The following is a 26,189-nucleotide window of genomic DNA, read 5'->3' on the forward strand; positions in this document are numbered from 1 at the left end:
ATGGATTTCAACTTAAATGACGAGCAGGAACTGTTTGTCGCCGGTATTCGTGAACTGATGGCCAGTGAGAACTGGGAAGCTTATTTTGCCGAGTGCGATCGCGACAGCGTCTACCCTGAGCGTTTTGTAAAAGCGCTGGCGGATATGGGCATCGATAGCCTGTTGATCCCGGAAGAACACGGCGGGCTGGAAGCCGGTTTTGTCACCGTTGCCGCCGTCTGGATGGAACTCGGACGTCTTGGCGCACCGACTTACGTGTTGTACCAATTACCAGGCGGTTTTAACACTTTTCTGCGTGAAGGTACCCAAGAGCAAATTGATAAAATCATGGCGTTCCAGGGGACCGGTAAGCAGATGTGGAACTCGGCGATCACCGAACCGGGAGCGGGATCGGATGTTGGCAGTCTGAAAACCACTTATACACGCAAAAATGGTAAGGTTTATCTTAATGGCAGTAAGTGCTTTATCACCAGTAGCGCCTATACCCCGTACATCGTAGTGATGGCGAGAGATGGTGCATCACCGGATAAACCTGTTTATACCGAGTGGTTTGTTGACATGAGCAAAGCGGGTATCAAGGTCAACAAACTGGAGAAACTCGGTCTGCGCATGGATAGCTGCTGTGAAATCACCTTTGATGACGTTGAACTGGACGAGAAAGACATGTTCGGTCGGGAAGGTAATGGCTTCAACCGTGTGAAAGAAGAGTTTGACCATGAACGCTTCCTCGTCGCGCTGACCAACTACGGTACGGCAATGTGCGCTTTTGAAGACGCCGCGCGCTACGCCAACCAACGCGTACAGTTTGGCGAAACGATCGGCCGTTTCCAACTGATCCAGGAGAAGTTCGCGCACATGGCGATCAAACTGAACTCCATGAAAAACATGCTGTTGGAAGCCGCATGGAAAGCGGATAACGGCACCATTACTTCTGGTGACGCGGCAATGTGTAAATACTTCTGCGCCAACGCCGCGTTTGAAGTGGTAGACACCGCCATGCAGGTACTGGGAGGTGTTGGTATCGCGGGCAACCACCGCATCACGCGTTTCTGGCGTGACCTGCGCGTTGACCGTGTTTCTGGTGGTTCTGACGAAATGCAGATCCTGACGTTGGGTCGTGCGGTACTCAAGCAATACCGATAGAACGACGCAACCTGTAGGCCTGATAAGACGCCTTAACGTCGCCATCAGGCAATCAATGCCGGATGGCGGCGCGAGCGCCTTATCCGGCCTACATGGACACCCATAAATGCCAGGAGAAAAATGATGAATCATTTACCAATGCCAGCCTTCGGCCCGCTTTCCGGGGTACGCGTTGTCTTTTCAGGGATCGAAATTGCCGGTCCGTTCGCCGGACAGATGTTCGCCGAATGGGGCGCCGAGGTTATCTGGATTGAAAACGTCGCATGGGCTGATACCATCCGCGTACAGCCTAACTATCCGCAGCTCTCACGCCGTAACCTGCACGCCCTGTCGCTGAATATTTTCAAAGATGAAGGCCGGGAAGCGTTTCTGAAGCTGATGGAAACCACCGATATTTTCATTGAAGCCAGTAAAGGCCCGGCCTTTGCCCGCCGCGGTATTACCGATGAAGTGCTGTGGGAACATAACCCGAAGCTGGTTATCGCCCACCTTTCCGGCTTCGGCCAGTTTGGTACCGAGGAGTACACCAATCTTCCGGCGTATAACACCATCGCACAGGCGTTCAGCGGCTATCTGATCCAAAACGGCGACGTGGATCAGCCAATGCCCGCCTTCCCGTACACCGCCGATTACTTCTCCGGGATGACCGCAACGACAGCAGCGCTGGCGGCCCTGCACAAAGTGCGCGAAACGGGTAAAGGTGAAAGCATCGATATCGCTATGTACGAAGTGATGCTGCGCATGGGTCAGTATTTCATGATGGATTACTTCAACGGCGGCGAAATTTGCCCACGCATGACCAAAGGCAAAGACCCGTATTACGCTGGCTGCGGCCTGTATAAATGCGCCGATGGCTATATCGTTATGGAGCTGGTCGGCATCACGCAAATCAACGAATGCTTCAAGGATATTGGCCTCGCCCACATTCTTGGCACACCGGAAGTCCCGGAAGGCACCCAGCTTATCCATCGTGTGGAATGCCCTTACGGCCCGCTTGTGGAAGAGAAACTGGACGCCTGGCTGGCAACGCACACCATCGCCGAAGTCCAGGCGCGCTTTGCTGAGCTGAACATCGCCTGCGCGAAGGTGCTGACTATTCCTGAACTGGAAGGCAACCCGCAGTACGTTGCCCGTGAATCTATTACGCAGTGGCAAACAATGGATGGCCGCACCTGCAAAGGGCCAAACATCATGCCGAAATTTAAAAACAACCCGGGGAAAATCTGGCGTGGCATGCCGTCACATGGCATGGATACTGCCGCCATTCTGAAAAATATTGGTTATAGCGAAGCAGACATAAATGAGCTGGTCGGCAAAGGCCTGGCCAGAGTTGAGGAATAAACGCGACGCGCTGACCCCTCGATGGTTAGCGCTCACGCCTGATTTCAGTGGATAAAGCAATATGGATATCGTTGGCGGACAAAACTTACGTCAGATGTGGGACGACCTGGCCGGGGTGTACGGAGATAAAACGGCATTAATTTTCGAATCCTGCGAAGGAGTCGTTCGGCAGTTTAGCTATGCCTCGCTCAATGAAGAGATTAACCGCACGGCAAACCTGTTCCATTCCTTAGGGATCCGCAAGGGCGATAAGGTCGCATTGCATCTGGATAACTGTCCGGAATTCATTTTTTGCTGGTTTGGGCTGGCAAAAATTGGCGCCATCATGGTACCGATTAATGCCCGCTTGCTGGGTGAAGAAAGTGCCTGGATCCTGCAAAACAGCCAGGTAAGTCTGCTGGTCACCAGCGCCCAGTTTTATCCTATGTACCGCCAGATACGGCTGGAAAATAGTACCCCGCTTAATCATATCTGTCTGATTGGCGAACAGCTTCCGGCTGACGACGGCGTGAGTCACTTTACCCAACTGCAATCCCGCCAGTCCGCCACGCTGTGCTATACGCCCGCGTTATCCACTGACGATACGGCGGAAATTCTGTTTACCTCAGGCACCACCTCGCGGCCTAAAGGGGTGGTAATTACCCACTACAACCTGCGGTTTGCAGGCTACTACTCTGCCTGGCAAATCGCCCTGCGCGATGATGACGTCTACATGACGGTGATGCCCGCGTTTCATATCGATTGTCAGTGTACCGCCGCAATGCCCGCATTCTCCGCTGGCAGCACCTTTGTGCTGCTAGAGAAGTACAGTGCCAGGGCGTTCTGGAATCAGGTGCATAGATATAAGGCGACGGTTACCGAATGCATTCCGATGATGATCAGAACGCTAATGGTGCAGCCCGCTGCACCAACCGACAGACAGCATCACCTGCGCGAAGTGATGTTCTACCTCAATTTATCCGAGCAGGAAAAAGACGATTTTACCGAACGCTTTGGCGTCAGGCTGCTGACCTCCTACGGTATGACTGAAACCATCGTCGGTATTATCGGCGACCGTCCCGGTGACAAACGACGCTGGCCCTCCATTGGCCGCGTGGGATTTAGCTATGAAGCCGAAATCCGTGACGATCACAACCGTCCCCTGCCCGCCGGAGAAATTGGCGAAATCTGTATTAAAGGCGTGCCGGGCAAAACAATCTTCAAAGAGTACTACGCGCAGCCGGAGGCTACCGCCAAAGCGCTGGAACCTGAGGGCTGGTTACATACCGGTGATTCGGGCTATCAGGATGAGGATGGCTATTTTTATTTCGTCGACAGGCGCTGCAACATGATTAAACGCGGCGGGGAAAATGTCTCCTGCGTCGAGCTGGAAAATATTATTTCTGCGCATCCCAAAATTCAGGACATTGTGGTTGTCGGTATTAAAGATTCGATCCGTGATGAAGCCATTAAAGCGTTTATCGTCCTTAATGAAGGTGAAACATTAAGCGAAACCGAGTTCTTCAGCTTCTGCGAAAACAATATGGCGAAATTCAAGGTTCCCTCTTTTATGGAGATAAGAACCGACCTGCCGCGCAATTGTTCAGGAAAAATAATCAAAAAAAATCTGAAATAACCCTTCCGACAGGAACTCCTCCTGCCGGGAAATCTATTTATCTGGAGATGAACTATGAGTGATTCATTACATCTGACCCGTAACGGCCCGATCCTGGAAATTACCCTCGACCGGCCTAAAGCCAATGCCATTGACGCCAAAACCAGCTTTGCCATGGGTGAAGCGTTTCTTAATTTTCGTGACGACCCGGAATTACGCGTAGCGATTATCACCGGCGGTGGTGAGAAATTCTTTTCTGCGGGCTGGGACTTAAAAGCAGCAGCTGAAGGTGAAGCGCCAGATGCCGATTTTGGCCCAGGCGGCTTCGCCGGTTTAACCGAAATTTTCGATCTCGATAAGCCGGTCATCGCTGCGGTAAACGGCTATGCGTTTGGCGGTGGTTTTGAGCTGGCGCTGGCGGCGGATTTTATCGTCTGCGCGGAAAACGCCAGCTTCGCACTGCCGGAAGCCAAGCTCGGGATCGTACCTGACAGCGGCGGCGTACTGCGTCTGCCTAAACTGTTGCCACCGGCTATTGTCAACGAAATGGTGATGATCGGCAGACGAATGAGCGCCGAAGAAGCGCTGCGTTGGGGCATCGTCAACCGCGTTGTCAGTCAGGGCGAACTGATGGATAGCGCGCGCGAACTAGCGCAGCAGTTGGTCAATAGCGCCCCGCTGGCTATCGCCGCACTGAAAGAGATCTATCGCACCACCAGCGAAATGCCGGTGGAAGAAGGCTACCGCTACATCCGCAGCGGCGTGCTGAAGCACTATCCATCTGTACTGCATTCGGAAGATGCGCTTGAAGGACCGCAGGCGTTTGCCGAAAAACGCGACCCGGTGTGGAAAGGTCGTTAATAAGCCGATGCCGGATAGCGATTCGCTTATCCGGCAATAAAACCGAGATAAAACGATGAGCTACTACGCCTTTGAGGGCCTGATTCCGGTGGTGCATCCGGATGCCTTTGTCCATCCCAGCGCCGTGCTGATTGGCGATGTCATAGTGGGTGCCGGAGTTTATATTGGCCCGCACGCGTCATTGCGCGGTGACTATGGTCGCTTGATCCTGGAGGCAGGTTCTAATTTGCAGGATGGCTGCATCATGCACGGCTACTGCGACACCGACACCATCGTGCATGAGAACGGACACATCGGCCATGGCGCAATCCTGCACGGTTGCGTGGTGGGCAGAGATGCGCTGATCGGTATGAACAGCGTCATTATGGACGGCGCAGTAATTGGCGAAGAGAGCATTGTCGCCGCCATGAGCTTTGTCAAAGCCGGATTTCAGGGAGAGGCAAGGCAGATGCTGGTTGGCTCACCCGCTCGCGTATTGCGTGAAGTCACGGACCAGGAACTGCACTGGAAACGGCTAAACACCAAAGAGTATCAGGATCTTGCAACTCGCTGCCACACAGGTCTACACGAAACACTGCCCTTAACGCGGGTCGAAGAAAACCGGCCACGCCTGAAAGGCACAACGGACGTAAAACCCAAATCAGCACAGTAATTGATGCCGGATGCGCTCACGCTTATCCGGCCTACGCGTCAATCACCGTTTATGCCGCCATCAGGCAAACTGATTATTAGCGACGCATACTCTTGGAGAGCATCATCTGCCATTTCTGCTCACGGTTGAGCTCTGTTGGAGGAACGGCAGACAGGCGTGGCGTTTTCGCCATGCTCACCTTTTTCTCCTGCAAATTGTGATTCAGTCGGCTGTAGAGATGAGAGTCAATACTCACGACTTTCACCAGACGCTGGCACTGACAACCCCGACCGGCAATCTGATTAGGGATCATCTTAACTTCACAAACAATTTCTCCCACTTCCGACAGAATATAAGAGAGCGTATTAATTGCTTTGCAGTGCTCGATATCAAAATGGCGGGAAATTTCCTTTGCGGTGATCCAACGATCCTCGGCCATCATCCAGTCAGCAATTAACAAATAAAGCGGTCTTTCAACATATTTTTCACACATAAGCACACCATTTTCACAAATTAAAAATCTGGCTACGGCCTGTCCAAATTAATAAAAACTAAGCCATATTAAAATTGTGGATATAAAGGATAGTATGCGACTTGAATGTTGATTAGTGTGAGCAATATCGTGCTTATTACATTGAAAATGTGGTTACGGAAACGGACTTGTCCAGGAATGACCTTACGCAAGACAAAAAAAGGGTTTCTTTACAGAAACCCTTTCAAAATTATATTACAGATCCGGTTAGAGCAATATTCACCGGACCTTTTGTTTATTACTTTTTGATCTGCGCGTGCATTTCCTGCACCGAGGTTACCTTCTCGGTGGCATCGGCATTCAACGCCATCGCTGTGGCGAAACCGCCGTTCAGCGTAGTGTCATAATGCACTTTGTACTGCAGCGCGCTGCGGCGAATAAGCTTGGAGTCTTCAATCGCCTGACGACCTTCGGTGGTGTTGATGATATAGGTGTACTCGCCATTCTTGATACGGTCCTGAATGTGCGGACGACCTTCATGCACCTTGTTCACCAGACGTGGATTGATACCCGCTTCACCCAGCACAATCGCGGTCCCGTGCGTCGCATCCAGCTCGAAGCCAAACTTCAGCAGTTTCGCTGCCAGGTCAACCACGCGCTCTTTATCGCCTTCGCGAACGGAGAGCAGTGCACGACCCTGTTTTTTCATGGTGGAGCTACTGCCCAGCTGTGCCTTGGCGAACGCTTCCGCGAAGGTACGGCCCACGCCCATCACTTCCCCGGTAGAGCGCATTTCTGGCCCTAACAGCGGGTCAACGCCCGGGAACTTGTTGAACGGCAGCACCACTTCTTTTACCGAGTAGTACGGCGGGATAACTTCTTTGGTTACGCCCTGCTGTGCCAGCGTTTTCCCGGCCATCACGCGCGCCGCGACTTTCGCCAGCGGTACACCAGTTGCCTTGGAGACGAACGGAACGGTACGTGCCGCACGCGGGTTCACTTCAATCAGGTAAACTTCGTTATTCTTCACTGCAAACTGGACGTTCATCAGACCGCGAACCTGCAGTTCAAAGGCCAGTTTCTGCACCTGTTGGCGCATCACATCCTGAATTTCCTGACTCAGGGTGTAAGCAGGCAGAGAACATGCGGAGTCACCGGAGTGCACGCCCGCCTGTTCGATATGCTCCATGATGCCGCCAATCAGCACCATTTCACCGTCGCAGATAGCGTCCACGTCCACTTCAACCGCGTCATCAAGGAAACGGTCCAGCAGTACCGGCGCATCGTTAGAAACGCTGACTGCGGTCTGGAAGTAGCGACGCAGGTCGGCTTCGTCGTAGACGATTTCCATCGCGCGACCACCGAGAACATACGACGGACGCACTACCAGCGGGTAGCCAATCTCTTTCGCCTTCTCAACAGCCTGTTCGATAGCCGTTACGGTAGCATTCGCCGGTTGTTTCAGCTTCAGACGGTCAACCGCCTGCTGGAAACGCTCGCGGTCTTCCGCGCGGTCGATGGCATCCGGGCTGGTACCGATAACCGGTACACCTGCCGCTTCCAGCGCACGCGCCAGCTTCAGCGGGGTCTGTCCACCGTACTGTACGATGACGCCTTTCGGCTTCTCGATACGAACGATTTCCAGTACGTCTTCCAGCGTGACCGGTTCGAAGTACAGGCGGTCAGAGGTGTCGTAATCAGTTGAAACGGTTTCCGGGTTACAGTTGACCATGATGGTCTCGTAACCGTCTTCGCGCAGCGCCAGCGAGGCGTGTACGCAGCAGTAGTCAAATTCAATACCCTGACCGATACGGTTTGGACCACCGCCCAGCACCATGATTTTATCGCGGTCAACGGACGGGTTCGCTTCGCACTCATCTTCATAGGTGGAGTACATGTAAGCGGTGTCGGTGGCAAATTCTGCCGCACAGGTATCCACGCGTTTGTAGACCGGGTGCAGATTGTACTGGTCGCGCAGTTTGCGGATTTCCGCTTCGCGAACGCCGGCCAGTTTCGCCAGACGCGCATCGGCGAAGCCTTTGCGCTTCAGTACGCGCAGGAAGTCAGCGTCGAGGCCGTTGATGCCAAGGTCGGTGACTTTTTCTTCCAGACGTACCAGCTCTTCAATCTGCACCAGGAACCAGCGGTCGATGTTAGTCAGGTTGAACACGCCATCGACGGACAGGCCAGCACGGAAGGCATCGGCGATGTACCAGATACGCTCAGCGCCAGCGTCTTTCAGCTCGCGACGGATTTTAGTCAGTGCTTCCGGGTCGTCCAGGCTTACTTTCGGGTCGAAGCCGGTCGCGCCCACTTCCAGACCGCGCAGCGCTTTCTGCAACGATTCCTGCTGGGTACGACCAATCGCCATCACTTCACCGACAGATTTCATCTGCGTGGTCAGGCGGTCGTTAGCACCAACGAATTTCTCGAAGTTGAAGCGTGGTATTTTCGTCACAACATAGTCGATGGACGGTTCAAACGAAGCCGGAGTACGGCCACCGGTGATGTCGTTCATCAGTTCGTCGAGGGTGTAACCTACGGCCAGCTTGGCGGCAACTTTTGCAATCGGGAAGCCAGTAGCTTTGGACGCCAGCGCCGAGGAGCGGGATACGCGCGGGTTCATCTCGATGACAATCAGGCGACCGTTTTTCGGGTTTACCGCAAACTGGACGTTAGAGCCGCCGGTTTCTACGCCGATTTCACGCAGTACCGCCATCGAGGCGTTACGCATGATTTGATATTCTTTGTCGGTCAGCGTCTGGGCAGGTGCTACGGTGATGGAGTCACCGGTATGGATGCCCATCGCGTCGAAGTTTTCGATGGAGCAGACGATGATGCAGTTGTCGTTTTTATCACGCACCACTTCCATCTCGTACTCTTTCCAGCCAATCAGTGATTCATCAATCAGCAGCTCGTTGGTTGGGGAAAGATCCAGACCGCGTTCGCAGATTTCTTCGAACTCTTCGCGGTTATAGGCGATACCGCCACCGGTGCCGCCCATGGTGAAGCTAGGGCGGATAATGCACGGGAAGCCAACGTCAGCGGCAACCGCCAGCGCTTCTTCCATGGTGTGAGCGATGCCTGAACGTGCGGTGTCGAGACCAATCTTTTTCATCGCGATATCGAAGCGACGACGGTCTTCCGCTTTATCAATGGCATCCGCCGTTGCGCCAATCATAGTCACGCCGAACTCAGCCAGTACGCCCTGGCGTTCCAGTTCCAGCGCACAGTTCAGCGCTGTCTGACCGCCCATGGTTGGCAGCACTGCATCCGGGCGTTCTTTCTCAATAATTTTGCGTACCACTTCCCAGTGAATCGGCTCGATGTAAGTGGCATCGGCCATTTCCGGGTCGGTCATGATGGTTGCCGGGTTGGAGTTCACCAGAATAACGCGGTAACCCTCTTCACGCAGGGCTTTACACGCCTGCGCGCCGGAATAGTCAAACTCACACGCCTGACCGATAACAATCGGACCCGCGCCCAGAATCAGGATACTTTTTATGTCTGTACGTTTTGGCATGGCTCTTTTACTCCTGATTATTTCGCGGACTGACGGTATTGCTCAATTAACTCGATAAAGTGGTCGAACAACGGTGCAGCGTCGTGCGGACCCGGACTCGCTTCAGGGTGCCCCTGGAAGCTAAACGCCGGTTTATCGGTACGATGAATCCCCTGCAAGGTGCCGTCGAACAGTGACTTGTGGGTCACGCGCAGGTTGGCAGGCATGGAGGCTTCATCTACAGCAAAACCGTGGTTCTGTGCGGTGATCATCACGGTATTGTTATCAATATCTTTTACCGGATGGTTACCGCCGTGGTGGCCAAACTTCATCTTAATGGTCTTCGCACCGCTCGCCAGCGCCAGCAGCTGATGGCCGAGGCAGATGCCAAATACCGGAATATCGGTTTCGAGGAATTTCTGAATCGCGGTAATTGCGTAGTCGCACGGTGCCGGGTCGCCAGGGCCGTTGGACAGGAAAATACCGTCCGGATTCATCTTCAGAACGTCTTCTGCTGAGGTTTTCGCCGGTACAACCGTCAGGCGGCAGCCGCGGTCCGCTAACATACGCAGAATGTTACGTTTGGCGCCGAAATCGTAAGCCACAACGTGGAACGGCATTTCATCGGCAGATTTCGCTTCCGGCAGGTCACCGGCTAGCGTCCAGCTCCCCTGCGTCCAACTATAAGGCTCCGCGGTGGTCACTTCTTTCGCCAGATCCATACCGTTCAGGCCTGGGAAAGCTTTTGCTTTTTCCAGTGCCAGCGCCGCATCCGGGTTATCGCCCGCGATGATGCAGCCGTTCTGTGCGCCCTTTTCACGCAGCAAACGCGTCAGCTTACGGGTATCGATATCAGCAATCGCCACAATGTTATGGCGCTTGAGGTAAGAAGAGAGGTCTTCAGTATCGCGGAAGTTGCTGGCAATCAGCGGCAGGTCGCGGATGACCAGGCCTTGCGCATGTACCTGAGAAGATTCTGCATCGGCTTCATTGGTGCCGACATTACCGATATGAGGATAAGTAAGAGTGACGATTTGGCGGGAATAGGAAGGATCAGTGAGGATTTCTTGATAACCGGTCATTGAAGTATTGAAAACGACTTCCCCAACCGCCGAACCTGTTGCCCCTATGGCCCGACCGTGAAACTGGGTTCCGTCTTCCAGAACCAATAGCGCTGACTTAATCAAAACACCCTCCAGAGAATATTCACTCACTTTATTTGCATATTAATTCATTAACACCTCATGAATCAATGCAAATTTGCTTACCTATGGATTTCTGGCAAACGGCGGCATTCTAGAGATAGCTCACACAAAAGTCTACCCAAAAGGGCTTTTTTTATTATTATTTTGCGCCACTGGGATAAAACACACGATTTAACAGGCAAAAAGATCAGCTAACTCAGGGTAGAAAACGCTTGCGGTAGGCAAAGAGTGTAAAAACAGAATGCGGGAGAGAAAAAAGTGGACCACTTGGTCAAAATTTACATTGAGATAACAGAATTACCCAATAAAACATAGACAAATAACCAATTAAAAGAAAAAACACATTCATAAGCCAAAAATAAAAGGGCAATAAAATATTGCCCTATGTAATCAAATAATTATGATTACAATAACCACATCACGAAGGGTAATGAAAGCTATAAACTGCGTAAATCAAGCACATCTTTCATGTCAAAAAGACCATTTGACTTTGATTTCAGCCAAATCGCCGATCGCACTGCGCCATTGGCAAAGGTCATACGGCTGGACGCTTTATGCGTGATCTCTATACGCTCGCCAATATCGGCAAACATCGCGGTATGCTCACCGACGATATCCCCCGCCCGCACCGTGGCAAAACCGATCGTGCCCGGTACGCGCTCGCCGGTGTAACCTTCACGCGAATAGACCGCGCATTCTTTTAAATCTTTATCCAGCGCCCCGGCAATCGCCTCGCCCATCGCCAGCGCAGTGCCTGACGGCGCATCAACTTTATGGCGGTGGTGAGCTTCAATAATCTCAATATCGGTGTAATCACCCATCACTTTCGCCGCCTTCTCCAGCAGCTTAAGCATGACATTGACGCCAACGCTAAAGTTCGCGGCGAAAACAATCGCAATCTCCTGCGCGGCATCACGAATAGCCTGTTTGCCGGCATCGTCAAAGCCGGTGGTGCCAATCACCATCCCTTTACCGTGCTGGCGGCAAAACGCCAGATGCGCCAGCGTGCCTTCCGGGCGGGTAAAATCGATGAAAACATCGAAATCATCTTTCACCGCGTCAAGGCTGCTTTGCACGGTAACGCCCGTTTTTCCGGCCCCCGCTAATTCTCCGGCATCGCTTCCCAGTAAGGACGAGCCTTCGCGCTCTAACGCGGCACCCAATTGAACACCTTCCATCGCCATGGCGGCCTGGATTAACTGCCGTCCCATGCGGCCACCGGCGCCGGCAATGGCGACACGGATTTGTGCTTCATGCATAGCTATTCTCTTTTATAAAAATTGCGTAAACCGTTTTCAGAGTAACCAGCGCGCCCGGAGGCCGCTAGCTGAAAACACCCATAATTAGAATTTAATGATAAACAGAGGGGAATATCAGTAAAAGACATGATTCATCCCGCAGGATGAATCATTGCTGGAGTACAGGAAAGAAGTCAAACTTACTCAGTATGGCGCAAAATGATGGGAAAACGACGGAAATACGAGCAGAAACCAGCCAGTCTGCGTAGATATTTTCGCGAGTGTGGTTTTATGGCACGAGTGTATAGTTGACGATCATTTGCCCTTTTTTCATCTTCACCTGAGTAATCGTCACCGGTCCAATCTCAGAGAGATGGGCAACATGCGTCCCTCCGCAGGGATAAGCGAGGAGATGACCAAATCCAACCTGCCGCAACCCGTCGGTGAACGTCACTTGTCTGGAGAGATTGTCTGCCTGCCAGGCGTTGATTTTCTCCTGCAGCGATAGCGTATCCGGTAACGTACCGTTTTCACCGGCGGCGAAAGTAATGCGCCCCTCATTGGGCCAATGGTGTGCTTTCACCGGGAGCCAGCCGAACGCTGTACCCGCCAGGCCGATAAGATGTCCTGCCGAGTGCAGGCGGGCGTGCAGTTGACGCAGCGCGGCATCCACACGCAGGTTCACGATGCCGGGGAGGAGCGGTTTTGCCAGGATGTGCACCACATCGTCACCGCGCGCGAGGACTGTTTCAACCCGCTCACCATCAATCCAGCCCGCATCCGCAGGCTGCCCGCCTCCCTGCGGGTGAAAAAGGGTTCTATCCAGTACCACCGCGTACCGTCCATCCGGCTCAGCCGAGCAACTCAGTAAGTTAGCCTGGCCTTCAGTGTTATCGCTGGTGTAATAAAGACGTTCAGTCATGATTGCTCTCCTATTGATGGGAAGAGTATATTCACTTTACTGACGGCGATAATCCTGCGCTGGTTCAATGCTTCTTTGCCTGGTACGCACAAATGAACCCTAATCTTCTTCCCGACCTTGCCACCTTTGTGTTGATTATCGACCAGGGGAGCTTCTCCGCCGCCGCCAAAGCCTCGGGTGCTACGCCTTCCGCTATTAGCCGCAGCGCTTCACGCCTCGAGAAGGCGTTGGGCAGTAAGCTGCTGCACCGTACGACGCGCAAGCTGGCGCTCAGCGAAACGGGCAAAATTGTGTATGCACACGCGCAGGAAATGCTGCATGCGGCACAAATGGCCGTCGACTCAGGCAGCAGTCGACAAACCATCGCGCAAGGGCAACTGACCCTCAGCGTGCCGAAAGCGGTGGGGCGATTTGTCATTCATCCACTGATGGCCGAATTCTTTACGCGCTACCCGCAAGTGGACGTCTGCCTTCGGCTGGAAGACCGGTATATGGATTTAATCGACGACGGCGTCGACCTTGCACTGCGCATCAGTCAGTCGCCCTCCCCGGGCCTGTACGGGAAACCGCTGATGCCGGTCAGCCATGTGATATGCGCAACCCCCGAATACTTACGCAAGCACGGTACGCCCGAGCACCCGCAGGCACTGCGCGAGCATAGCTGTATCAGTCTTGGCGAGACACCTGCGGATTCACGTTGGAAGTTTCGACGCGGTGAGCGCATGGAGACTATTCAGACTCATGGCCGCTACGCCGCCAACCACACCGGTGTACGCCTGGACGCGGTAAAAAAGGATCTGGGAATCGGCAGCCTGCCACTGTTCACCGCCAGCGAGGCACTCGCCAATGGCGAGATTGTCCAGGTACTGCCAGAATGGGAATTCATCAGCGACTACAGCGGGGAACTGTGGCTGCTATGGACGCGCAATCAACATATGCCCGCCAGAATGCGGGCGATGATTGATTATCTCAGCGAGAAGGTGCCGTTGCACAACACCTGATTACAGCGCGCGGGCAAATACCTCTGCCACCCACTGCTGGAAACCTTCAACGTTCAGGCCCAGCGCAACCTGCGCATTTGCCGGATGCCCCAAGCGTCCTTCAATGTCCACTACCGTCGTACCCGAGGTATATTCGCCCTGGGTTTCAACCGCCACGAAACACGGCTGCAGGGTAAACAGTTCCGGGCGCACCAGCCAGGCAATGGCGCACAGATCGTGCATTCGCAGCCCCGTATTCATACTGCCGCTACGGTAATGGCTAAACAGCGCATGCAGCATTTTCCCCGTCTGGTTAAGCTGGGGGAGCGTTGCCAGATAGTCCGGGGCAAGCATAGCCTGATTAGTGACATCCAGCCCACACATCACAATCTCCAGCCCACTCTGGAAGACTTTCGCTGCGGCCTCGGGATCGATAGCAATATTAAACTCGGCGTTGGGTGTGAAGTTCCCGCGCCCGGCAGAGCCGCCCATAATCACCAGACGCTGAATGTTGAATACGCATTCAGGATAATGGGTCAGCAGCAGCGCAATGTTGGTCAGCGGGCCAATCGCCACCAGCGTCACGGGCTGCGGGGCATGCATCAGCGCATCGCGAATCGCCTGGAAGGCGGGTTTTGCCATCGCCTGGCGGTCGTGTTCGACAAATTCATACCCTTCCATACCGGACTCGCCGTGCACGGAAGCGGCATCACGCAGCGGCCGCACCAGCGGCATTGATGCTCCCTGCGCTAGCGGAACATCCGCATTCCAGAAGTGCAGCAGTTGCAACGCATTGCGAGTGGTTTTTTCCACCGACACATTGCCTGCTACCGTGGTCATCAGTTGCAGATCCAGCTCAGGGGCAAACAGCGCAGCAGCAATGGCGGCGGCATCATCAATGCCGGGATCGGTATCAAGAATGATCGGTAAGCGCATGGTTTCTCCATAAAAAAATGCCAGACGTTAAGTCTGGCATCTTCTCATAATCGTAACCGGAATGACTTACTCTACTTCACGAACATCCACACGCAGCTCTTTCGGCACTTCGAAAACGATGTTCTCTTCGCGGCCTTCCAGCGGAATAGCTTCCCCACCGCCAAGCTCCTGCAGGCGAGCAATCACGTTTTGCACCAGGATATCCGGCGCCGAGGCTCCGGCCGTCACGCCTACGCACTTCGCCTCTTTCACCCACGCTTCCTGGATGTCGGTCGCATCGTCAATCAAATACGCCGCTTTCCCCATTCGCTGGGCCAGTTCAGCCAGACGGTTTGAGTTAGAGGAGTTCTTCGAGCCAACCACCAGCACAACATCAGCCTGTTCCGCCAGCGCGCGAACCGCTTCCTGACGGTTGGTGGTGGCATAACAGATATCGTCTTTGCGCGGCCCGACAATTTTCGGGAAGCGTTGGCGCAGAGCATCAATAACGTCAGAAGTGTCGTCAACGGAAAGCGTTGTCTGCGTCATGAAGGATAATTTGCCTTCATTTTTCACATTCAGTTTCAGCACATCATCCGGTGATTCAACCAGATACATTCCCCCTTGCGGGTTGCTGTACTGGCCCATCGTGCCTTCGACCTCCGGGTGCCCGGCGTGACCAATCAGAATGGATTCTTCGCCACGACGACTGGCGCGGGCAACTTCCATATGCACTTTCGTTACCAGCGGGCAGGTCGCATCAAAAACCGTGAGGTCACGGCCTTTGGCTTCGTTACGCACCGCCTGAGATACGCCATGAGCGGAGAAAATCAGGATCGCGCCATCCGGCACTTCGCTGATTTGCTCGATAAAAATAGCGCCGCGCTCGCGCAGGCTATCCACCACATAGCGGTTATGCACCACCTCGTGACGGACATAAATCGGCGCGCCATAAATAGCCAGCGCGTTTTCCACAATGCTGATAGCGCGGTCTACGCCAGCGCAAAAACCGCGCGGGTTGGCCAACAGGATCTGCATTTTACGCCTCCAGTGCCGGTTCGACTTCCAGCACTTCAATATCAAAATGAACGGTATGCCCGGCCAGCGGATGGTTGAAATCAACCGTGATCGAATCACCGTTGATTTCGCGGATCACGCCAGGCATCTCACTGCCGTCCATTGCGGTAAAGAGCATGATAGCGCCAATTTCTGGCTCGCCCGCGTCCATAAACTCCCGACGCGAGAAATACTGAATTAAGTCCGGACTTGACACGCCAAAGGCGGCATCCGGTTCCAGAGCAAAAGTGGTTTTATCACCTTCTTTTAGCCCCAGCAGGTGTTGTTCCAGTCCTTCAGACAGAGAACCGTCGCCCAGGCGAAACAGCGCAGGCTTGCCGTTATTGCGGGTTGACTCTGCGGTTGAGCCATCGTCGAGCTTAAGGGTGAAGTGCACCAGCACCGCACTGTTACTCTGTACTGATTTAGACATGCAGGTTGCTCTTTAAAATTGCTGCCGCCTGTTTGCCCGGTGGCGATACGCTTACCGGGCCAACAAGGATCGCAGTATATTGTAGGCCGGATTAGCATAGCGCCATCCGGCATTTTTTTATGCGGCTTTTTTCTCTTTCGACGGCAGGAAGCCTTCGAGAACAATCAATGCCGCGCCGATACAGATAGCAGTATCGGCCAGATTGAAGGTCGCGAAATGCCAGTCGCCGACGTAAAAGTCAATCATATCAACCACGAATCCGTGCCACAGGCGGTCGAACAAGTTGCCCAGTGCACCGCCAATGATTAACGCATACGCGATGTTGTTCAGCTTCTGGGTCGCCTTCGAGCGATACATCATCACCATCAGGATGACGCAAATACCGATGGCGATGCCGGCAAAGAACCAACGTTGCCAGCCGCCGCTGTCGGCTAAGAAGCTAAACGCCGCACCATAGTTACGCGCGTAGTGCAGATTAAGCGACGGAAACAGCGACACCGTATCCCCCAGAGCAAAGTTCTGGAGGATCAGGTATTTGCTGCCTAAATCGATAATCAGCACGACTACCACCAGCCACAGCCAGCGTAGTCCTGTTGAACAAAGAGGCTTACTCATCAGGCAAACTTACGTTGTTCGCCATCACCGGCGATGTTGCTGACACAGCGTCCGCAGATATCTGCATGTTCCGCCACCTGGCCGACGTCGGTAGTGTAATGCCAGCAGCGCGGGCATTTCTCACCTTCGGCTTTGCTCAGTACGATTTTCAGACCTTTGAGCAGTTCGCTCTGCTGAGCATCAGCAGGAGCAGCCGCATAATCCGCAACCGTCGCACCAGAGGTCAGCAGTACAAAACGCAACTCTTCGCCCAGCGCGGTCAGTTTCGCCGCCAGCTCAGGTTCAGCGTACAGGGTCACTGCAGCCTCCAGAGAACCACCGACTTTCTTATCCGCACGCGCCTGTTCGATGACTTTGTTCACTTCACCACGCACTTTCAGCAGCTCGTCCCAGAAGGCATCGTTCATCGCTTCGGTTTCGCCTAAGCCAAACAGACCTTCGTACCATTCACCGGTAAAGACATACTTCTCACGATCGCCCGGCAGGTAGCCCCAGATTTCATCGGCGGTGAAGGACATGATCGGCGCCATCCAACGAACCAGCGCTTCAGCGATATGGAACAGCGCTGTCTGGCAGCTACGACGCGCCACGCTATCCGCTTTCGCGGTGTACTGACGGTCTTTGATGATGTCGAGGTAGAACGAACCCATTTCGACGGAGCAGAAGCGCATCAGGCGCTGTACCACTTCGTGGAAGTCATAGGCTTCATAGGCTTTCAGGATTTCGTCCTGCGCCGCTTGCGCACAACCTACCGCCCACCTGTCCAGCACCACCATCTCTTCCGGTTTCACCATGTCTTTAACCGGATCGAACCCATTCAGGTTCGCCAGCAGGAAGCGCGCGGTGTTACGGATACGACGATAGCTGTCGGCAGCACGTTTCAGAATTTCGTCAGAAACGGCCATTTCACCGGTATAGTCGGTTGAAGCCACCCACAGACGCAGAATATCCGCGCCCAGTTTGTTCATCACATCCTGCGGAGAAACGGTGTTACCGATAGACTTGGACATCTTACGGCCCTGACCATCAACGGTGAAACCGTGAGTCAGTACCTGGCGATAAGGTGCTTTGCCTTTCATGGCGGTGGAGATCATCAGAGATGACATGAACCAGCCACGGTGCTGGTCAGAGCCTTCCAGATACATATCTGCCGCATGGCCTGCAAACTCAGGACGTACGTCCACGACGGAGGAGTGGGTTGAACCAGAGTCGAACCACACGTCCAGCGTATCCGGGACTTTGACATACTGGTCAGCTTCGTCACCGAGGATATCTTTCGGATCGAGATCCCACCACGCCTGGATGCCGTCAACTTCAACGCGTTTAGCCACTTCTTCCATCAGTTCGATAGCGCGCGGATGCAGCTCTTCGGTGTCTTTGTGAACAAACAGAGACATCGGCACACCCCACGTACGCTGACGGGAGATACACCAGTCAGGACGGTTAGCAACCATCGATTCAATACGCGCCTGGCCCCAGTCCGGGATCCACTGCACGCCTTTGATCTCTTTCAGCGACTGTGCGCGCAGGCCTTTTTGATCCATGCTGACGAACCACTGTGGGGTTGCGCGGAAGATGATCGGTGACTTGTGACGCCAGCAGCATGGGTAGCTGTGCTGCATCTTCTCAACGTGCAGCAGCGCACCTTTTTCGCTCAGCAGCGCAACGATTTTGTCGTTGGCTTTAAAGACGTTCACGCCGTCCAGATCCGGATAGGTACCCGCCAGGTATGCGCCGTCCGGGCCAACCGGGTTAGCGATTTCCAGACCGTATTTCTGGCTGATGACGTAGTCATCCGGACCGTGACCGCCAGCGGTATGAACCGCACCGGTACCCGCATCCAGCGTAACGTGATCGCCAAGGATAGCCGGCACATCAAAGCCCATAAACGGATGGGTAAAGCGCAGCAGTTCCAGCTCAGCGCCTTTAACGGTGCCGAGAATGGTGTATTCAGCCGCGCCAATACGCTGCATAACACTTTCAACCAGATCTTTCGCCAGAATCACAGCCTGGCCGTCAATCTGCACCAGCGCATAGTCAAAATCAGGTGCCAGAGAGATTGCGCGGTTCGCCGGTAACGTCCACGGGGTAGTGGTCCAGATAACCAGAGAGATCGGGCCGTTGACGTCAGAAACGCCAAATTTCGCTTTCACCGCATCCTGATCGGCGGCGTGGAACGCCACGTCGATGGACGGGGAGGTTTTGTCATAATACTCAACTTCCGCTTCCGCCAGCGCGGAACGGCAGTCAACGCACCAGTGCACCGGCTTCGCACCTTTGTGCAGGTGACCGTTACCGATGATTTTACCCAGCGCACGAATGATGTTGGCTTCGGTTTTGAAGTCCATGGTCAGGTACGGATGCGACCAGTCGCCCAGTACGCCAAGACGGATAAAGTCTTTACGCTGACCGTCAACCTGGGTCGCTGCGTATTCGCGACACTTGGCACGGAACTCAGCGGCGGTAAACTTCTCGCCCGGTTTGCCGTATTCCTGCTCTACTTTCAGCTCGATCGGCAGACCGTGGCAGTCCCAGCCCGGAACGTAAGGCGAGTCATAACCCGTGAGTCCTTTGGACTTCACGATAATGTCTTTCAGAATCTTGTTAACCGAGTGACCAATATGAATGCTGCCATTCGCATAAGGAGGGCCATCATGCAGAATGAAGGTTTTTTTGCCTTTTTTGGCCGCACGAATGATGCCGTACAGGTCATCATCAGTCCAACGCGCCAGCATTCCCGGTTCGCGCTTGGCGAGATCGCCGCGCATCGGGAACCCTGTTTCCGGCAAATTCAGGGTTGATTTATAGTCACTCATCAGATTCTCGGTTCCGTATTTAAAACTCGTATAGGCATTAAGCCGGTTTTGTTAGCCCAAAAAATTCACGGGCAGTCAACTCATCACGCGCAATCTGCGCTTTTAGCTCATCCAGCGAGGCAAATCGCTGTTCGCTGCGTATTTTTTTACGCAGTACTACATCTATATGGCGACCATACAGGTCCATTACAACGTCCAATAGATGCACTTCCAACTGTTGGCGTACGCCTGCTACCGTCGGGCGGGTGCCGATATTGGCGACGCCGGGCAACGGTTTATCGCCCAGTCCCATCACTTCAACCGCATAAACCCCTTTCACCGGAGAAACCTGGCGACGCAGCGGTAAGTTTGCCGTCGGAAAACCGATGGTGCGCCCTAATTCATCACCGTGAACGACACGTCCTGAGATAGTAAAAGGATGCCCAAGCAGGCTTTCGGCCAGTTGCAGGTTATCTTCTGCCAGTGCCTGACGTACCGCGGTGCTGCTAATGCGCACACCGCCTTCGCAGAAGGTTTGGGTGCTGGTGATATCAAAACCATACTCAGCGCCCGCTTCCTGTAATAACAAGAAATCGCCCGCACGGCTAGCGCCAAAGCGGAAATCATCACCAACGGCAAGAAATTGTACACCAAGGCGCTTAACCAGCAGATCGCTGATGAAGGTCTGCGCCGTTAATGCCGCAAAGCGCCTGTCAAAACGCACGCACAGCACGTAGTCCACGCCGCATTCCGCCAGATAACGCAGTTTTTCGCGCAGGCGAGTGAGGCGCGCAGGTGACTTGTCGGTCGCAAACAGCTCCAGCGGCTGCGGCTCGAAAATCATCACCATCACCGGTAAATTGCGTTTGCGCCCTTCTTCCCGTAAACCCTGCAGCAACGCACGGTGGCCACGGTGCACGCCGTCGAAATTACCAATAGTCAGCACACACCCATGCGGGGCCTGACTGAGATTATGTATGCCTCGTATCAGCTTCATGTCTGGCTCAAAACAGTGAAAATCGTGAAAGTATACCCTGTACCGCGGTCAACGTTAACCGGCGATTGTTTCTACGAAACAGAAAGAGGATTGTTTTCATTGTTATGAAACAAATTGCAGACCTTCACGGGCACGCCAATGCAATTTTTCTCGTGGAAAAGCTGTATTCACGCCACGCAAGCTGGTAGAATCCTGCGCCATCACTACGCAACGAGTGCTGCAATTTAAACGGCGCTTATTTGCACAAATCCATTGACAAAAGAAGGCTAAAAGGGCATATTCCTCGGCCTTTGAATTGTCCATATAGAACACATTTGGGAGTTGGACCTTGGCTAATATCAAATCAGCTAAGAAGCGCGCCGTTCAGTCTGAAAAGGCCCGCAAGCACAACGCTAGCCGTCGCTCTATGATGCGTACTTTCATCAAGAAAGTATACGCAGCTATCGAAGCTGGCGACAAAGCTACTGCACTGAAAGCATTTAACGAAATGCAACCAATCGTGGACCGTCAGGCTGCTAAAGGTCTGATCCACAAAAACAAAGCTGCACGTCATAAAGCAAACCTGACTGCACAGATCAACAAACTGGCTTAATCGCCTGCTTGTTGTCGCTTTGTGAAAAACCCGCGCAAGCGGGTTTTTTTATGCCTGCTATCTGACGTTTTTCTCTTTAGCCACTGATGTTGTTCTCGCCCGTTCACACTCTTCCTGACCAGCCTGTTTTTTCAGCTATCCCTTCCTCAGTCGAGTCGCGTAATACGTGAAAGTTATTTTCTTTCACTGTTTTCCTTTTTTTATTTCATTATTAAAAAAACTGTGACCACCTTAGCAAATAGAAACATCGTTCATTCAAAAACGAATAAACGCAATCCTGATGTAAGATTTGATAATTGATTGCTGCGGTAGGGTTAACTACTTTTCATGTACACCTTACTCACTCATTTTAATCTGAGGTTAAATTCAGTAACGACATAAAAAATAATATTTAAAACTTGCTTGGAAAGTAGAAGCTGTTTTTCTGGGCGTATCGTTCCAGTATCGGAGTTATTATTATGAGTTCTGTTATTGAGGATACCCAGTCATGCGGGTCAACATCATTATCTTTACTACAGCGTATTAGCTACGGCTCTTTGGATGTGGCGGGTAATCTGCTGTATTGTTTCGGTTCAACTTACATTTTATATTTCTACACAGACGTTGCAGGTATTAGCCTCGCCGTAGCAGGCGTCATCCTGCTGCTGGCGCGTATTGTCGATGGCATAGACGCCCCCATATGGGGGATCATCATCGATAAAACGCGTTCGCGTTACGGTAAATGCCGCCCCTGGTTTTTATGGTTGCCATTACCTTTTGCCGTATTCAGCGCCCTGTCATTTTGGTCTCCTGATATCAGTATGACCGGAAAAGCTATCTATGCAGCAATATCTTATATGATTGCCAGCATTCTATTTACCGGACTTAATACACCGCTCAGTGCAATATTACCCCTGATGACCTTATCTCCTAAGGAAAGACTGGTTTTAAATTCCTGGCGAATGACCGGTGGGCAAATTGGGGTTTTATTAATGAATGCGACCGCACTGCCGTTAGTTGCTTTTTTAGGTAACGGAAATGATCATGCGGGTTTTATTTATACGGCGATTATATTTGCCGTAATATCCTGTTCGTTAACGCTTTTCGCCTTTAAAAATATCCGAGAAATGAATACGGATAAAATTCAACAAGAACCTAAATTGCCGATGAAAAAGAGTTTTGCGGCAATGAAAGGCAACTGGCCATGGATCCTGATGGTGCTGGCAAACCTGATCTTCTGGATTGCCCTACAACAACGCTCCACAACGATTGTCTACTATCTTACCTACAACCTCGACCGCAAAGATCTGGTTCCGCTGATTAACAGCCTGGCGACAATTCAGATCCTGTTTATCATCGCTATCCCCTTCTTTAGCAAATACCTGGCTAAAACGTGGATATGGGTAGGCGGTCTGCTGGTCGCCACGCTTGGCGGCATCATGATGTGGCTGGCAGCGGACAACATTCCTTTTCTCATCGCCGCCTGGGTACTCGGCAATATCGGCAGCGGTATCGCCTGCTCAATGCCGTTTGCCATGCTGGGCTTCGCAGTCGACTTCGGCGCATGGAAGACGGGTATTAAGGCTACCGGCATTCTTATCGCCTTCGGCAGCACCTTCTGCATCAAGATGGGTAGTGGCCTCGGTACCGCTTTCGCTGCCTGGATCATGAACAGTTTTGGCTATGTCCCCAACCATGCCCAGAGTGCTGCGGGTCTGGAGGGAATTACCTGGGCCTTTATCTGGGCACCCGCCCTACTCTTCGCGCTCGCAGCGATCCCACTACTTTTCTTTCGTAAATACGAAGCGATGGAAGAGAAGATTCGCCACGATCTGGAAACCATCAACTAAAAACGATCTTTACCTTCACCCTCGAAATATGGGAGGCACCACCATGCCATTTATGCAACATGACCCGCGTCGCCTGGTCTGGCAGCAAAACGATCGCTATTTATGGATTGAACCCTGGGGCGAGAACAGCCTGCGCGTACGCAGTGGCCGTCATCTGCCGGTAATGAGAAATGAAGACTGGGCATTGACTGAGCCGGTCGCAGAAAGCCACTGCCACATTGATTATGAGCAACACCAGGCGACGCTGACCAACGGCAAAATTATCGCTATCGTCAATCAAAAAGGACAAGTGACCTTTTACCGTCATCCACACAAACCTCTGTTGCAGGAGTTCTGGCGCTTGCGGGGCGAAATTGGCGAGGATGAATCTTCTCACGGCCAGTACGTCAGCGCACTCAACCTTGAAGGGCGCGAATTCCGACCTATTCAGGGTGGGAAATATTCACTTAAAGCCCGCTTCGAAGCCAGCGAAGGGGAAAAAATTTATGGTATGGGGCAGTATCAACAGGCTAACCTGGATCTCAAAGGATGCGTTCTTGAGCTGGCGCAACGTAACTCCCAGGCCTCAGTACCGTTTATGCTCTCCAGTCTGGGCTACGGATTTTTATGGAACAACCCGGCAGTCGGGCGCGTAACCTTTGCCCACAACGTTACCGAATGGGAAGCACAGGTCAGCGAACAGCTGGACTACTGGATCACGGCTGGCGATACCCCGGCAGAAATTAGCCGGGCTTACGCGCTGGCTACCGGCACACCGCCGATGATGCCGGACTACGCCATGGGCTTCTGGCAGTGCAAACTCCGCTATCGGACGCAGGAAGAGCTGCTGGAGGTTGCCCGCGAATATAAGCGCCGCAATCTGCCTATCTCGGTGATCGTTATCGACTTCTTTCACTGGCCGAATCAGGGTGACTGGATGTTCGATGCGCGCGACTGGCCCGACCCTGATGCCATGATTGCCGAGCTGAAATCGCTGGGAATTGAGTTGATGGTCTCCGTCTGGCCGACGGTGGATAACCGCACTGAAAGCTATCGGGAGATGCGCGAAAACGGCTGGCTGGTACAGACGGAACGTGGCTTGCCGATCAATATGGATTTCCTCGGCAACACCACTTTCTTTGATGCTACCCATCCGGGTGCGCGGGACTACGTCTGGGGCAAAGCCAAACGCAACTATTATGATAAGGGCGTGAAGCTATTCTGGTTAGACGAAGCCGAACCTGAGTTCAGCGTTTATGACTATGACAACTATCGCTACCATGCCGGGCCGGTACTGGAAGTGGGCAATATCTACCCGCGAATGTACGCCAAAACCTTTTTTGATGGTATGAAAGCCGATGGTGAAGACAAGGTTATCAACCTGCTACGCTGCGCCTGGGCCGGCAGTCAAAAGTACGGCGCACTGGTCTGGTCAGGTGATATTCACTCCTCGTTTAGATCGCTACGCAACCAGTTTGCCGCCGGACTCAATATGGGAATCGCGGGGATACCGTGGTGGACGACGGATATCGGTGGTTTTCATGGCGGTAATATTCACGACCCACATTTCCATGAACTGCTGATCCGCTGGTTCCAGTGGGGCGTATTTAGCCCGGTGATGCGTCTGCACGGCAACCGCGATCCGCAGATTTTACCGGAACAACCGTACCGGGATGGTATCGCCCAGTGTCCTACCGGTGCACCGAACGAAGTCTGGAGCTACGGTGAGGACGTGTGCGACGTACTGACGGGTTGCCTGGCGTTGCGAGAGAAACTGAAGCCCTATATCAAAGCGCTGATGGAGGAAACCCATAAGCACAATACGCCAGTGATGCGCCCCCTGTTTTTTGATTTCCCCGAACAGGAAACAAGTTGGGCAATCACCGACCAGTACTGTTTTGGTCCTGACCTGCTGATCGCCCCCGTAATGCATGAAGGTATGCGCGAACGTGATATCTGGCTACCGGAAGGGGAAACATGGACGGATCTTACGACCGGCGAGAGTTATTCGGGAGGGCAAACGTTGCACTATGCCGCGCCATTGAACAGAATTCCGGTATTTATCCGCGAAGGTGGGCAGTATCGTAGCTTATTGAGGCTATAGCATGAAACCGGCTGCGGGTGAGTACCGCAGCCGGAAGTAATACGGTAAGTATGTCTACTGTGGCTTGAACAATGCCGAGTAGTCCGCATTGCAAATACGCTGCACCGCCGGATGCTGGATCATTCTTTCCGCAAATATGGCGTGATACTCTTCCATCACATTTTCTACGCGTCCAATTTCAACAATAGAATCATCAGCATAGAAATTGTGCGAATACAGAGTTGGTGCAACAAAAATAGCATTATGCGTTGCCCCAAACGCTTTCATCAGCGCAGCGTCATCAAACTCACCGAGGATTTCGACATTCAATCCTTGTGAGTTGATCCAGTTCAGCAGCTTACGTCCGAGCATCGAACGACGTCCAGGGATCAGCAACCGACGCTCCTCAAGGCAGGCCGGGAATGGCTTTTCAGGCAGCGGTTTGGTGCACCAAAAACTTACGCTGCATTCGCCTATCCGCACTGAGAACAACCCTTCCTGCTGCGTAGAATCGATTGGGCAGTCGGAGATGATCATATCCAGCTTATGTTGGCTGAGTTGATCCAACAGCATCTCGTGCGTTGACTCAAAACAACGCAGATGGATTTGTTCATCTTCAACCACAGCGGCATCCAGTACGCTGCTGACCAACTGCTTCGATAGCGCATCCGCCACGCCGACATCGAACAGCAAATTAGACTCTTTGCGGTAGTTCACGATATCCAGCATTTCCTGGCTTAAGGTGAACATCTTATCCGCGTAACGAAAAACCAATTCGCCTAACTCACTGGGCTCCAGCCCACGTCCCTTCCGCTTAAACAATTTTCCCTGTAAGCGTTCCTCAAGCGCTTTAATCTGCCCGGTAATGGTCTGCGGTGTCAGATAAAGCGCTTCTGCTGCCCCAACCACTGACCCTTCTTTATAGACATGCCAAAAGTAGTACAGATGGTTGTAATTTATATGAGACATACTCTCTCCCTGAAAATTGTCACGAAAGGGTTATCCC

Annotated in this window: 21 protein-coding genes and 1 pseudogene; 9 read left to right on the forward strand and 13 right to left on the reverse strand. The window is 52.9% G+C overall.

Features of this window, described 5'->3' with window-relative positions:
• The 5 genes from caiA (at position 1) to caiE (ending at position 5,591) form a co-directional block, all read left to right on the forward strand.
• Positions 1 to 1,143 (forward strand): crotonobetainyl-CoA dehydrogenase, encoded by a 1,143-nt coding sequence (gene caiA, locus C2U43_RS21905; protein ID WP_003018898.1) that lies wholly within the window; start codon positions 1 to 3, stop codon positions 1,141 to 1,143.
• A gap of 123 nt (positions 1,144 to 1,266) precedes the next feature.
• On the forward strand, positions 1,267 to 2,484 hold the full coding sequence (gene caiB, locus C2U43_RS21910; RefSeq protein WP_003018901.1) for an L-carnitine CoA-transferase: 1,218 nt from the start codon (positions 1,267 to 1,269) through the stop codon (positions 2,482 to 2,484).
• Positions 2,485 to 2,545: 61 nt separating this feature from the next.
• On the forward strand, positions 2,546 to 4,099 hold the full coding sequence (caiC, locus tag C2U43_RS21915; RefSeq protein ID WP_103285783.1) for a crotonobetaine/carnitine-CoA ligase: 1,554 nt from the start codon (positions 2,546 to 2,548) through the stop codon (positions 4,097 to 4,099).
• Positions 4,100 to 4,153: 54 nt separating this feature from the next.
• Complete coding sequence (gene caiD / locus C2U43_RS21920) at positions 4,154 to 4,939, forward strand: crotonobetainyl-CoA hydratase (RefSeq protein WP_103285784.1); 786 nt, start codon at positions 4,154 to 4,156, stop codon at positions 4,937 to 4,939.
• Between the two features lie 55 nt (positions 4,940 to 4,994).
• On the forward strand, positions 4,995 to 5,591 hold the full coding sequence (gene caiE, locus C2U43_RS21925) for a carnitine operon protein CaiE (protein ID WP_103285785.1): 597 nt from the start codon (positions 4,995 to 4,997) through the stop codon (positions 5,589 to 5,591).
• 76 nt (positions 5,592 to 5,667) lie between these two features.
• On the opposite strand, the gene caiF is transcribed toward caiE, so the two are convergent.
• From caiF to C2U43_RS21950, 5 genes are all read right to left on the reverse strand, one after another.
• The gene (gene caiF, locus C2U43_RS21930; protein WP_003829705.1) at positions 5,668 to 6,063 is read right to left on the reverse strand and encodes a carnitine metabolism transcriptional regulator CaiF; all 396 of its coding nucleotides are present in this window, start codon (positions 6,061 to 6,063) and stop codon (positions 5,668 to 5,670) included.
• Positions 6,064 to 6,340: 277 nt separating this feature from the next.
• Positions 6,341 to 9,565, reverse strand: coding sequence for a carbamoyl-phosphate synthase large subunit (gene carB, locus C2U43_RS21935; protein WP_003829707.1), 3,225 nt, complete (start codon positions 9,563 to 9,565; stop codon positions 6,341 to 6,343).
• Between the two features lie 17 nt (positions 9,566 to 9,582).
• A complete protein-coding gene (gene carA, locus C2U43_RS21940) occupies positions 9,583 to 10,731 on the reverse strand; it encodes a glutamine-hydrolyzing carbamoyl-phosphate synthase small subunit (protein ID WP_003829709.1) in 1,149 nt (382 codons plus the stop codon).
• Between the two features lie 455 nt (positions 10,732 to 11,186).
• On the reverse strand, positions 11,187 to 12,008 hold the full coding sequence (dapB, locus tag C2U43_RS21945) for a 4-hydroxy-tetrahydrodipicolinate reductase (RefSeq protein ID WP_008786159.1): 822 nt from the start codon (positions 12,006 to 12,008) through the stop codon (positions 11,187 to 11,189).
• Between the two features lie 268 nt (positions 12,009 to 12,276).
• Positions 12,277 to 12,909: a hypothetical protein gene (locus C2U43_RS21950; RefSeq protein WP_103285786.1), complete on the reverse strand. Its 633-nt coding sequence runs from the start codon at positions 12,907 to 12,909 to the stop codon at positions 12,277 to 12,279.
• 92 nt (positions 12,910 to 13,001) lie between these two features.
• On the opposite strand from C2U43_RS21950, the gene C2U43_RS21955 reads away from it, so the two are divergent.
• On the forward strand, positions 13,002 to 13,910 hold the full coding sequence (locus tag C2U43_RS21955) for a LysR family transcriptional regulator (protein WP_032942336.1): 909 nt from the start codon (positions 13,002 to 13,004) through the stop codon (positions 13,908 to 13,910).
• On the opposite strand, the gene rihC is transcribed toward C2U43_RS21955, so the two are convergent.
• From rihC to C2U43_RS29850, 7 genes and pseudogenes are all read right to left on the reverse strand, one after another.
• Positions 13,911 to 14,825 (reverse strand): ribonucleoside hydrolase RihC, encoded by a 915-nt coding sequence (gene rihC / locus C2U43_RS21960; RefSeq protein WP_003829716.1) that lies wholly within the window; start codon positions 14,823 to 14,825, stop codon positions 13,911 to 13,913. It lies immediately after the preceding gene.
• A gap of 66 nt (positions 14,826 to 14,891) precedes the next feature.
• Positions 14,892 to 15,842 (reverse strand): 4-hydroxy-3-methylbut-2-enyl diphosphate reductase, encoded by a 951-nt coding sequence (ispH, locus tag C2U43_RS21965; protein WP_003018925.1) that lies wholly within the window; start codon positions 15,840 to 15,842, stop codon positions 14,892 to 14,894.
• 1 nt (position 15,843) lies between these two features.
• Positions 15,844 to 16,293: an FKBP-type peptidyl-prolyl cis-trans isomerase gene (gene fkpB, locus C2U43_RS21970; RefSeq protein WP_003018929.1), complete on the reverse strand. Its 450-nt coding sequence runs from the start codon at positions 16,291 to 16,293 to the stop codon at positions 15,844 to 15,846.
• Positions 16,294 to 16,410: 117 nt separating this feature from the next.
• Positions 16,411 to 16,908 carry a signal peptidase II gene (gene lspA, locus C2U43_RS21975; RefSeq protein ID WP_003018932.1) on the reverse strand — a complete coding sequence of 166 codons (498 nt, stop codon included), beginning with the start codon at positions 16,906 to 16,908 and terminating at the stop codon, positions 16,411 to 16,413.
• A complete protein-coding gene (ileS, locus tag C2U43_RS21980; protein WP_003829724.1) occupies positions 16,908 to 19,724 on the reverse strand; it encodes an isoleucine--tRNA ligase in 2,817 nt (938 codons plus the stop codon). The genes lspA and ileS overlap by 1 nt, the downstream gene beginning before the upstream one ends.
• A gap of 37 nt (positions 19,725 to 19,761) precedes the next feature.
• Entirely contained in the window at positions 19,762 to 20,700 is a 939-nt protein-coding gene (gene ribF / locus C2U43_RS21985) for a bifunctional riboflavin kinase/FAD synthetase (protein ID WP_003829725.1), read from the reverse strand.
• Between the two features lie 7 nt (positions 20,701 to 20,707).
• A pseudogene (locus tag C2U43_RS29850) lies at positions 20,708 to 20,923 on the reverse strand (DUF2575 domain-containing protein).
• Between the two features lie 105 nt (positions 20,924 to 21,028).
• On the opposite strand from C2U43_RS29850, the gene rpsT reads away from it, so the two are divergent.
• The 3 genes from rpsT to C2U43_RS22000 all read left to right on the forward strand — a co-directional run bounded on the left by rpsT (position 21,029) and on the right by C2U43_RS22000 (position 25,204).
• Complete coding sequence (rpsT, locus tag C2U43_RS21990; protein ID WP_003018940.1) at positions 21,029 to 21,292, forward strand: 30S ribosomal protein S20; 264 nt, start codon at positions 21,029 to 21,031, stop codon at positions 21,290 to 21,292.
• Between the two features lie 458 nt (positions 21,293 to 21,750).
• Positions 21,751 to 23,121 carry an MFS transporter gene (locus tag C2U43_RS21995; RefSeq protein ID WP_048236162.1) on the forward strand — a complete coding sequence of 457 codons (1,371 nt, stop codon included), beginning with the start codon at positions 21,751 to 21,753 and terminating at the stop codon, positions 23,119 to 23,121.
• A gap of 43 nt (positions 23,122 to 23,164) precedes the next feature.
• Complete coding sequence (locus tag C2U43_RS22000) at positions 23,165 to 25,204, forward strand: glycoside hydrolase family 31 protein (RefSeq protein WP_103285787.1); 2,040 nt, start codon at positions 23,165 to 23,167, stop codon at positions 25,202 to 25,204.
• 54 nt (positions 25,205 to 25,258) lie between these two features.
• Here C2U43_RS22000 and nhaR read toward each other — a convergent pair whose 3' ends face one another.
• Positions 25,259 to 26,152: a transcriptional activator NhaR gene (gene nhaR / locus C2U43_RS22005; protein ID WP_032942332.1), complete on the reverse strand. Its 894-nt coding sequence runs from the start codon at positions 26,150 to 26,152 to the stop codon at positions 25,259 to 25,261.
• Positions 26,153 to 26,189 lie beyond the last annotated feature (37 nt).

It is taken from the genome of Citrobacter freundii complex sp. CFNIH9, from assembly GCF_002903305.1.
Taxonomy (GTDB): Bacteria; Pseudomonadota; Gammaproteobacteria; order Enterobacterales; family Enterobacteriaceae; genus Citrobacter; species Citrobacter portucalensis.

Excerpts from the sequence above, each read along its gene's own strand:
- caiA (WP_003018898.1), top strand. The coding sequence starts at position 1 with ATGGATTTCAACTTAAATGACGAGCAGGAACTGTTTGTCGCCGGTATT.
- caiB (WP_003018901.1), top strand. The coding sequence starts at position 1,267 with ATGAATCATTTACCAATGCCAGCCTTCGGCCCGCTTTCCGGGGTACGC.
- caiC (WP_103285783.1), top strand. The coding sequence starts at position 2,546 with ATGGATATCGTTGGCGGACAAAACTTACGTCAGATGTGGGACGACCTG.
- caiD (WP_103285784.1), top strand. The coding sequence starts at position 4,154 with ATGAGTGATTCATTACATCTGACCCGTAACGGCCCGATCCTGGAAATT.
- caiE (WP_103285785.1), top strand. The coding sequence starts at position 4,995 with ATGAGCTACTACGCCTTTGAGGGCCTGATTCCGGTGGTGCATCCGGAT.
- caiF (WP_003829705.1), bottom strand. The coding sequence starts at position 6,063 with ATGTGTGAAAAATATGTTGAAAGACCGCTTTATTTGTTAATTGCTGAC.
- carB (WP_003829707.1), bottom strand. The coding sequence starts at position 9,565 with ATGCCAAAACGTACAGACATAAAAAGTATCCTGATTCTGGGCGCGGGT.
- dapB (WP_008786159.1), bottom strand. The coding sequence starts at position 12,008 with ATGCATGAAGCACAAATCCGTGTCGCCATTGCCGGCGCCGGTGGCCGC.
- C2U43_RS21950 (WP_103285786.1), bottom strand. The coding sequence starts at position 12,909 with ATGACTGAACGTCTTTATTACACCAGCGATAACACTGAAGGCCAGGCT.
- C2U43_RS21955 (WP_032942336.1), top strand. The coding sequence starts at position 13,002 with ATGAACCCTAATCTTCTTCCCGACCTTGCCACCTTTGTGTTGATTATC.
- rihC (WP_003829716.1), bottom strand. The coding sequence starts at position 14,825 with ATGCGCTTACCGATCATTCTTGATACCGATCCCGGCATTGATGATGCC.
- ispH (WP_003018925.1), bottom strand. The coding sequence starts at position 15,842 with ATGCAGATCCTGTTGGCCAACCCGCGCGGTTTTTGCGCTGGCGTAGAC.
- fkpB (WP_003018929.1), bottom strand. The coding sequence starts at position 16,293 with ATGTCTAAATCAGTACAGAGTAACAGTGCGGTGCTGGTGCACTTCACC.
- lspA (WP_003018932.1), bottom strand. The coding sequence starts at position 16,908 with ATGAGTAAGCCTCTTTGTTCAACAGGACTACGCTGGCTGTGGCTGGTG.
- ileS (WP_003829724.1), bottom strand. The coding sequence starts at position 19,724 with ATGAGTGACTATAAATCAACCCTGAATTTGCCGGAAACAGGGTTCCCG.
- ribF (WP_003829725.1), bottom strand. The coding sequence starts at position 20,700 with ATGAAGCTGATACGAGGCATACATAATCTCAGTCAGGCCCCGCATGGG.
- C2U43_RS21995 (WP_048236162.1), top strand. The coding sequence starts at position 21,751 with ATGAGTTCTGTTATTGAGGATACCCAGTCATGCGGGTCAACATCATTA.
- C2U43_RS22000 (WP_103285787.1), top strand. The coding sequence starts at position 23,165 with ATGCCATTTATGCAACATGACCCGCGTCGCCTGGTCTGGCAGCAAAAC.
- nhaR (WP_032942332.1), bottom strand. The coding sequence starts at position 26,152 with ATGTCTCATATAAATTACAACCATCTGTACTACTTTTGGCATGTCTAT.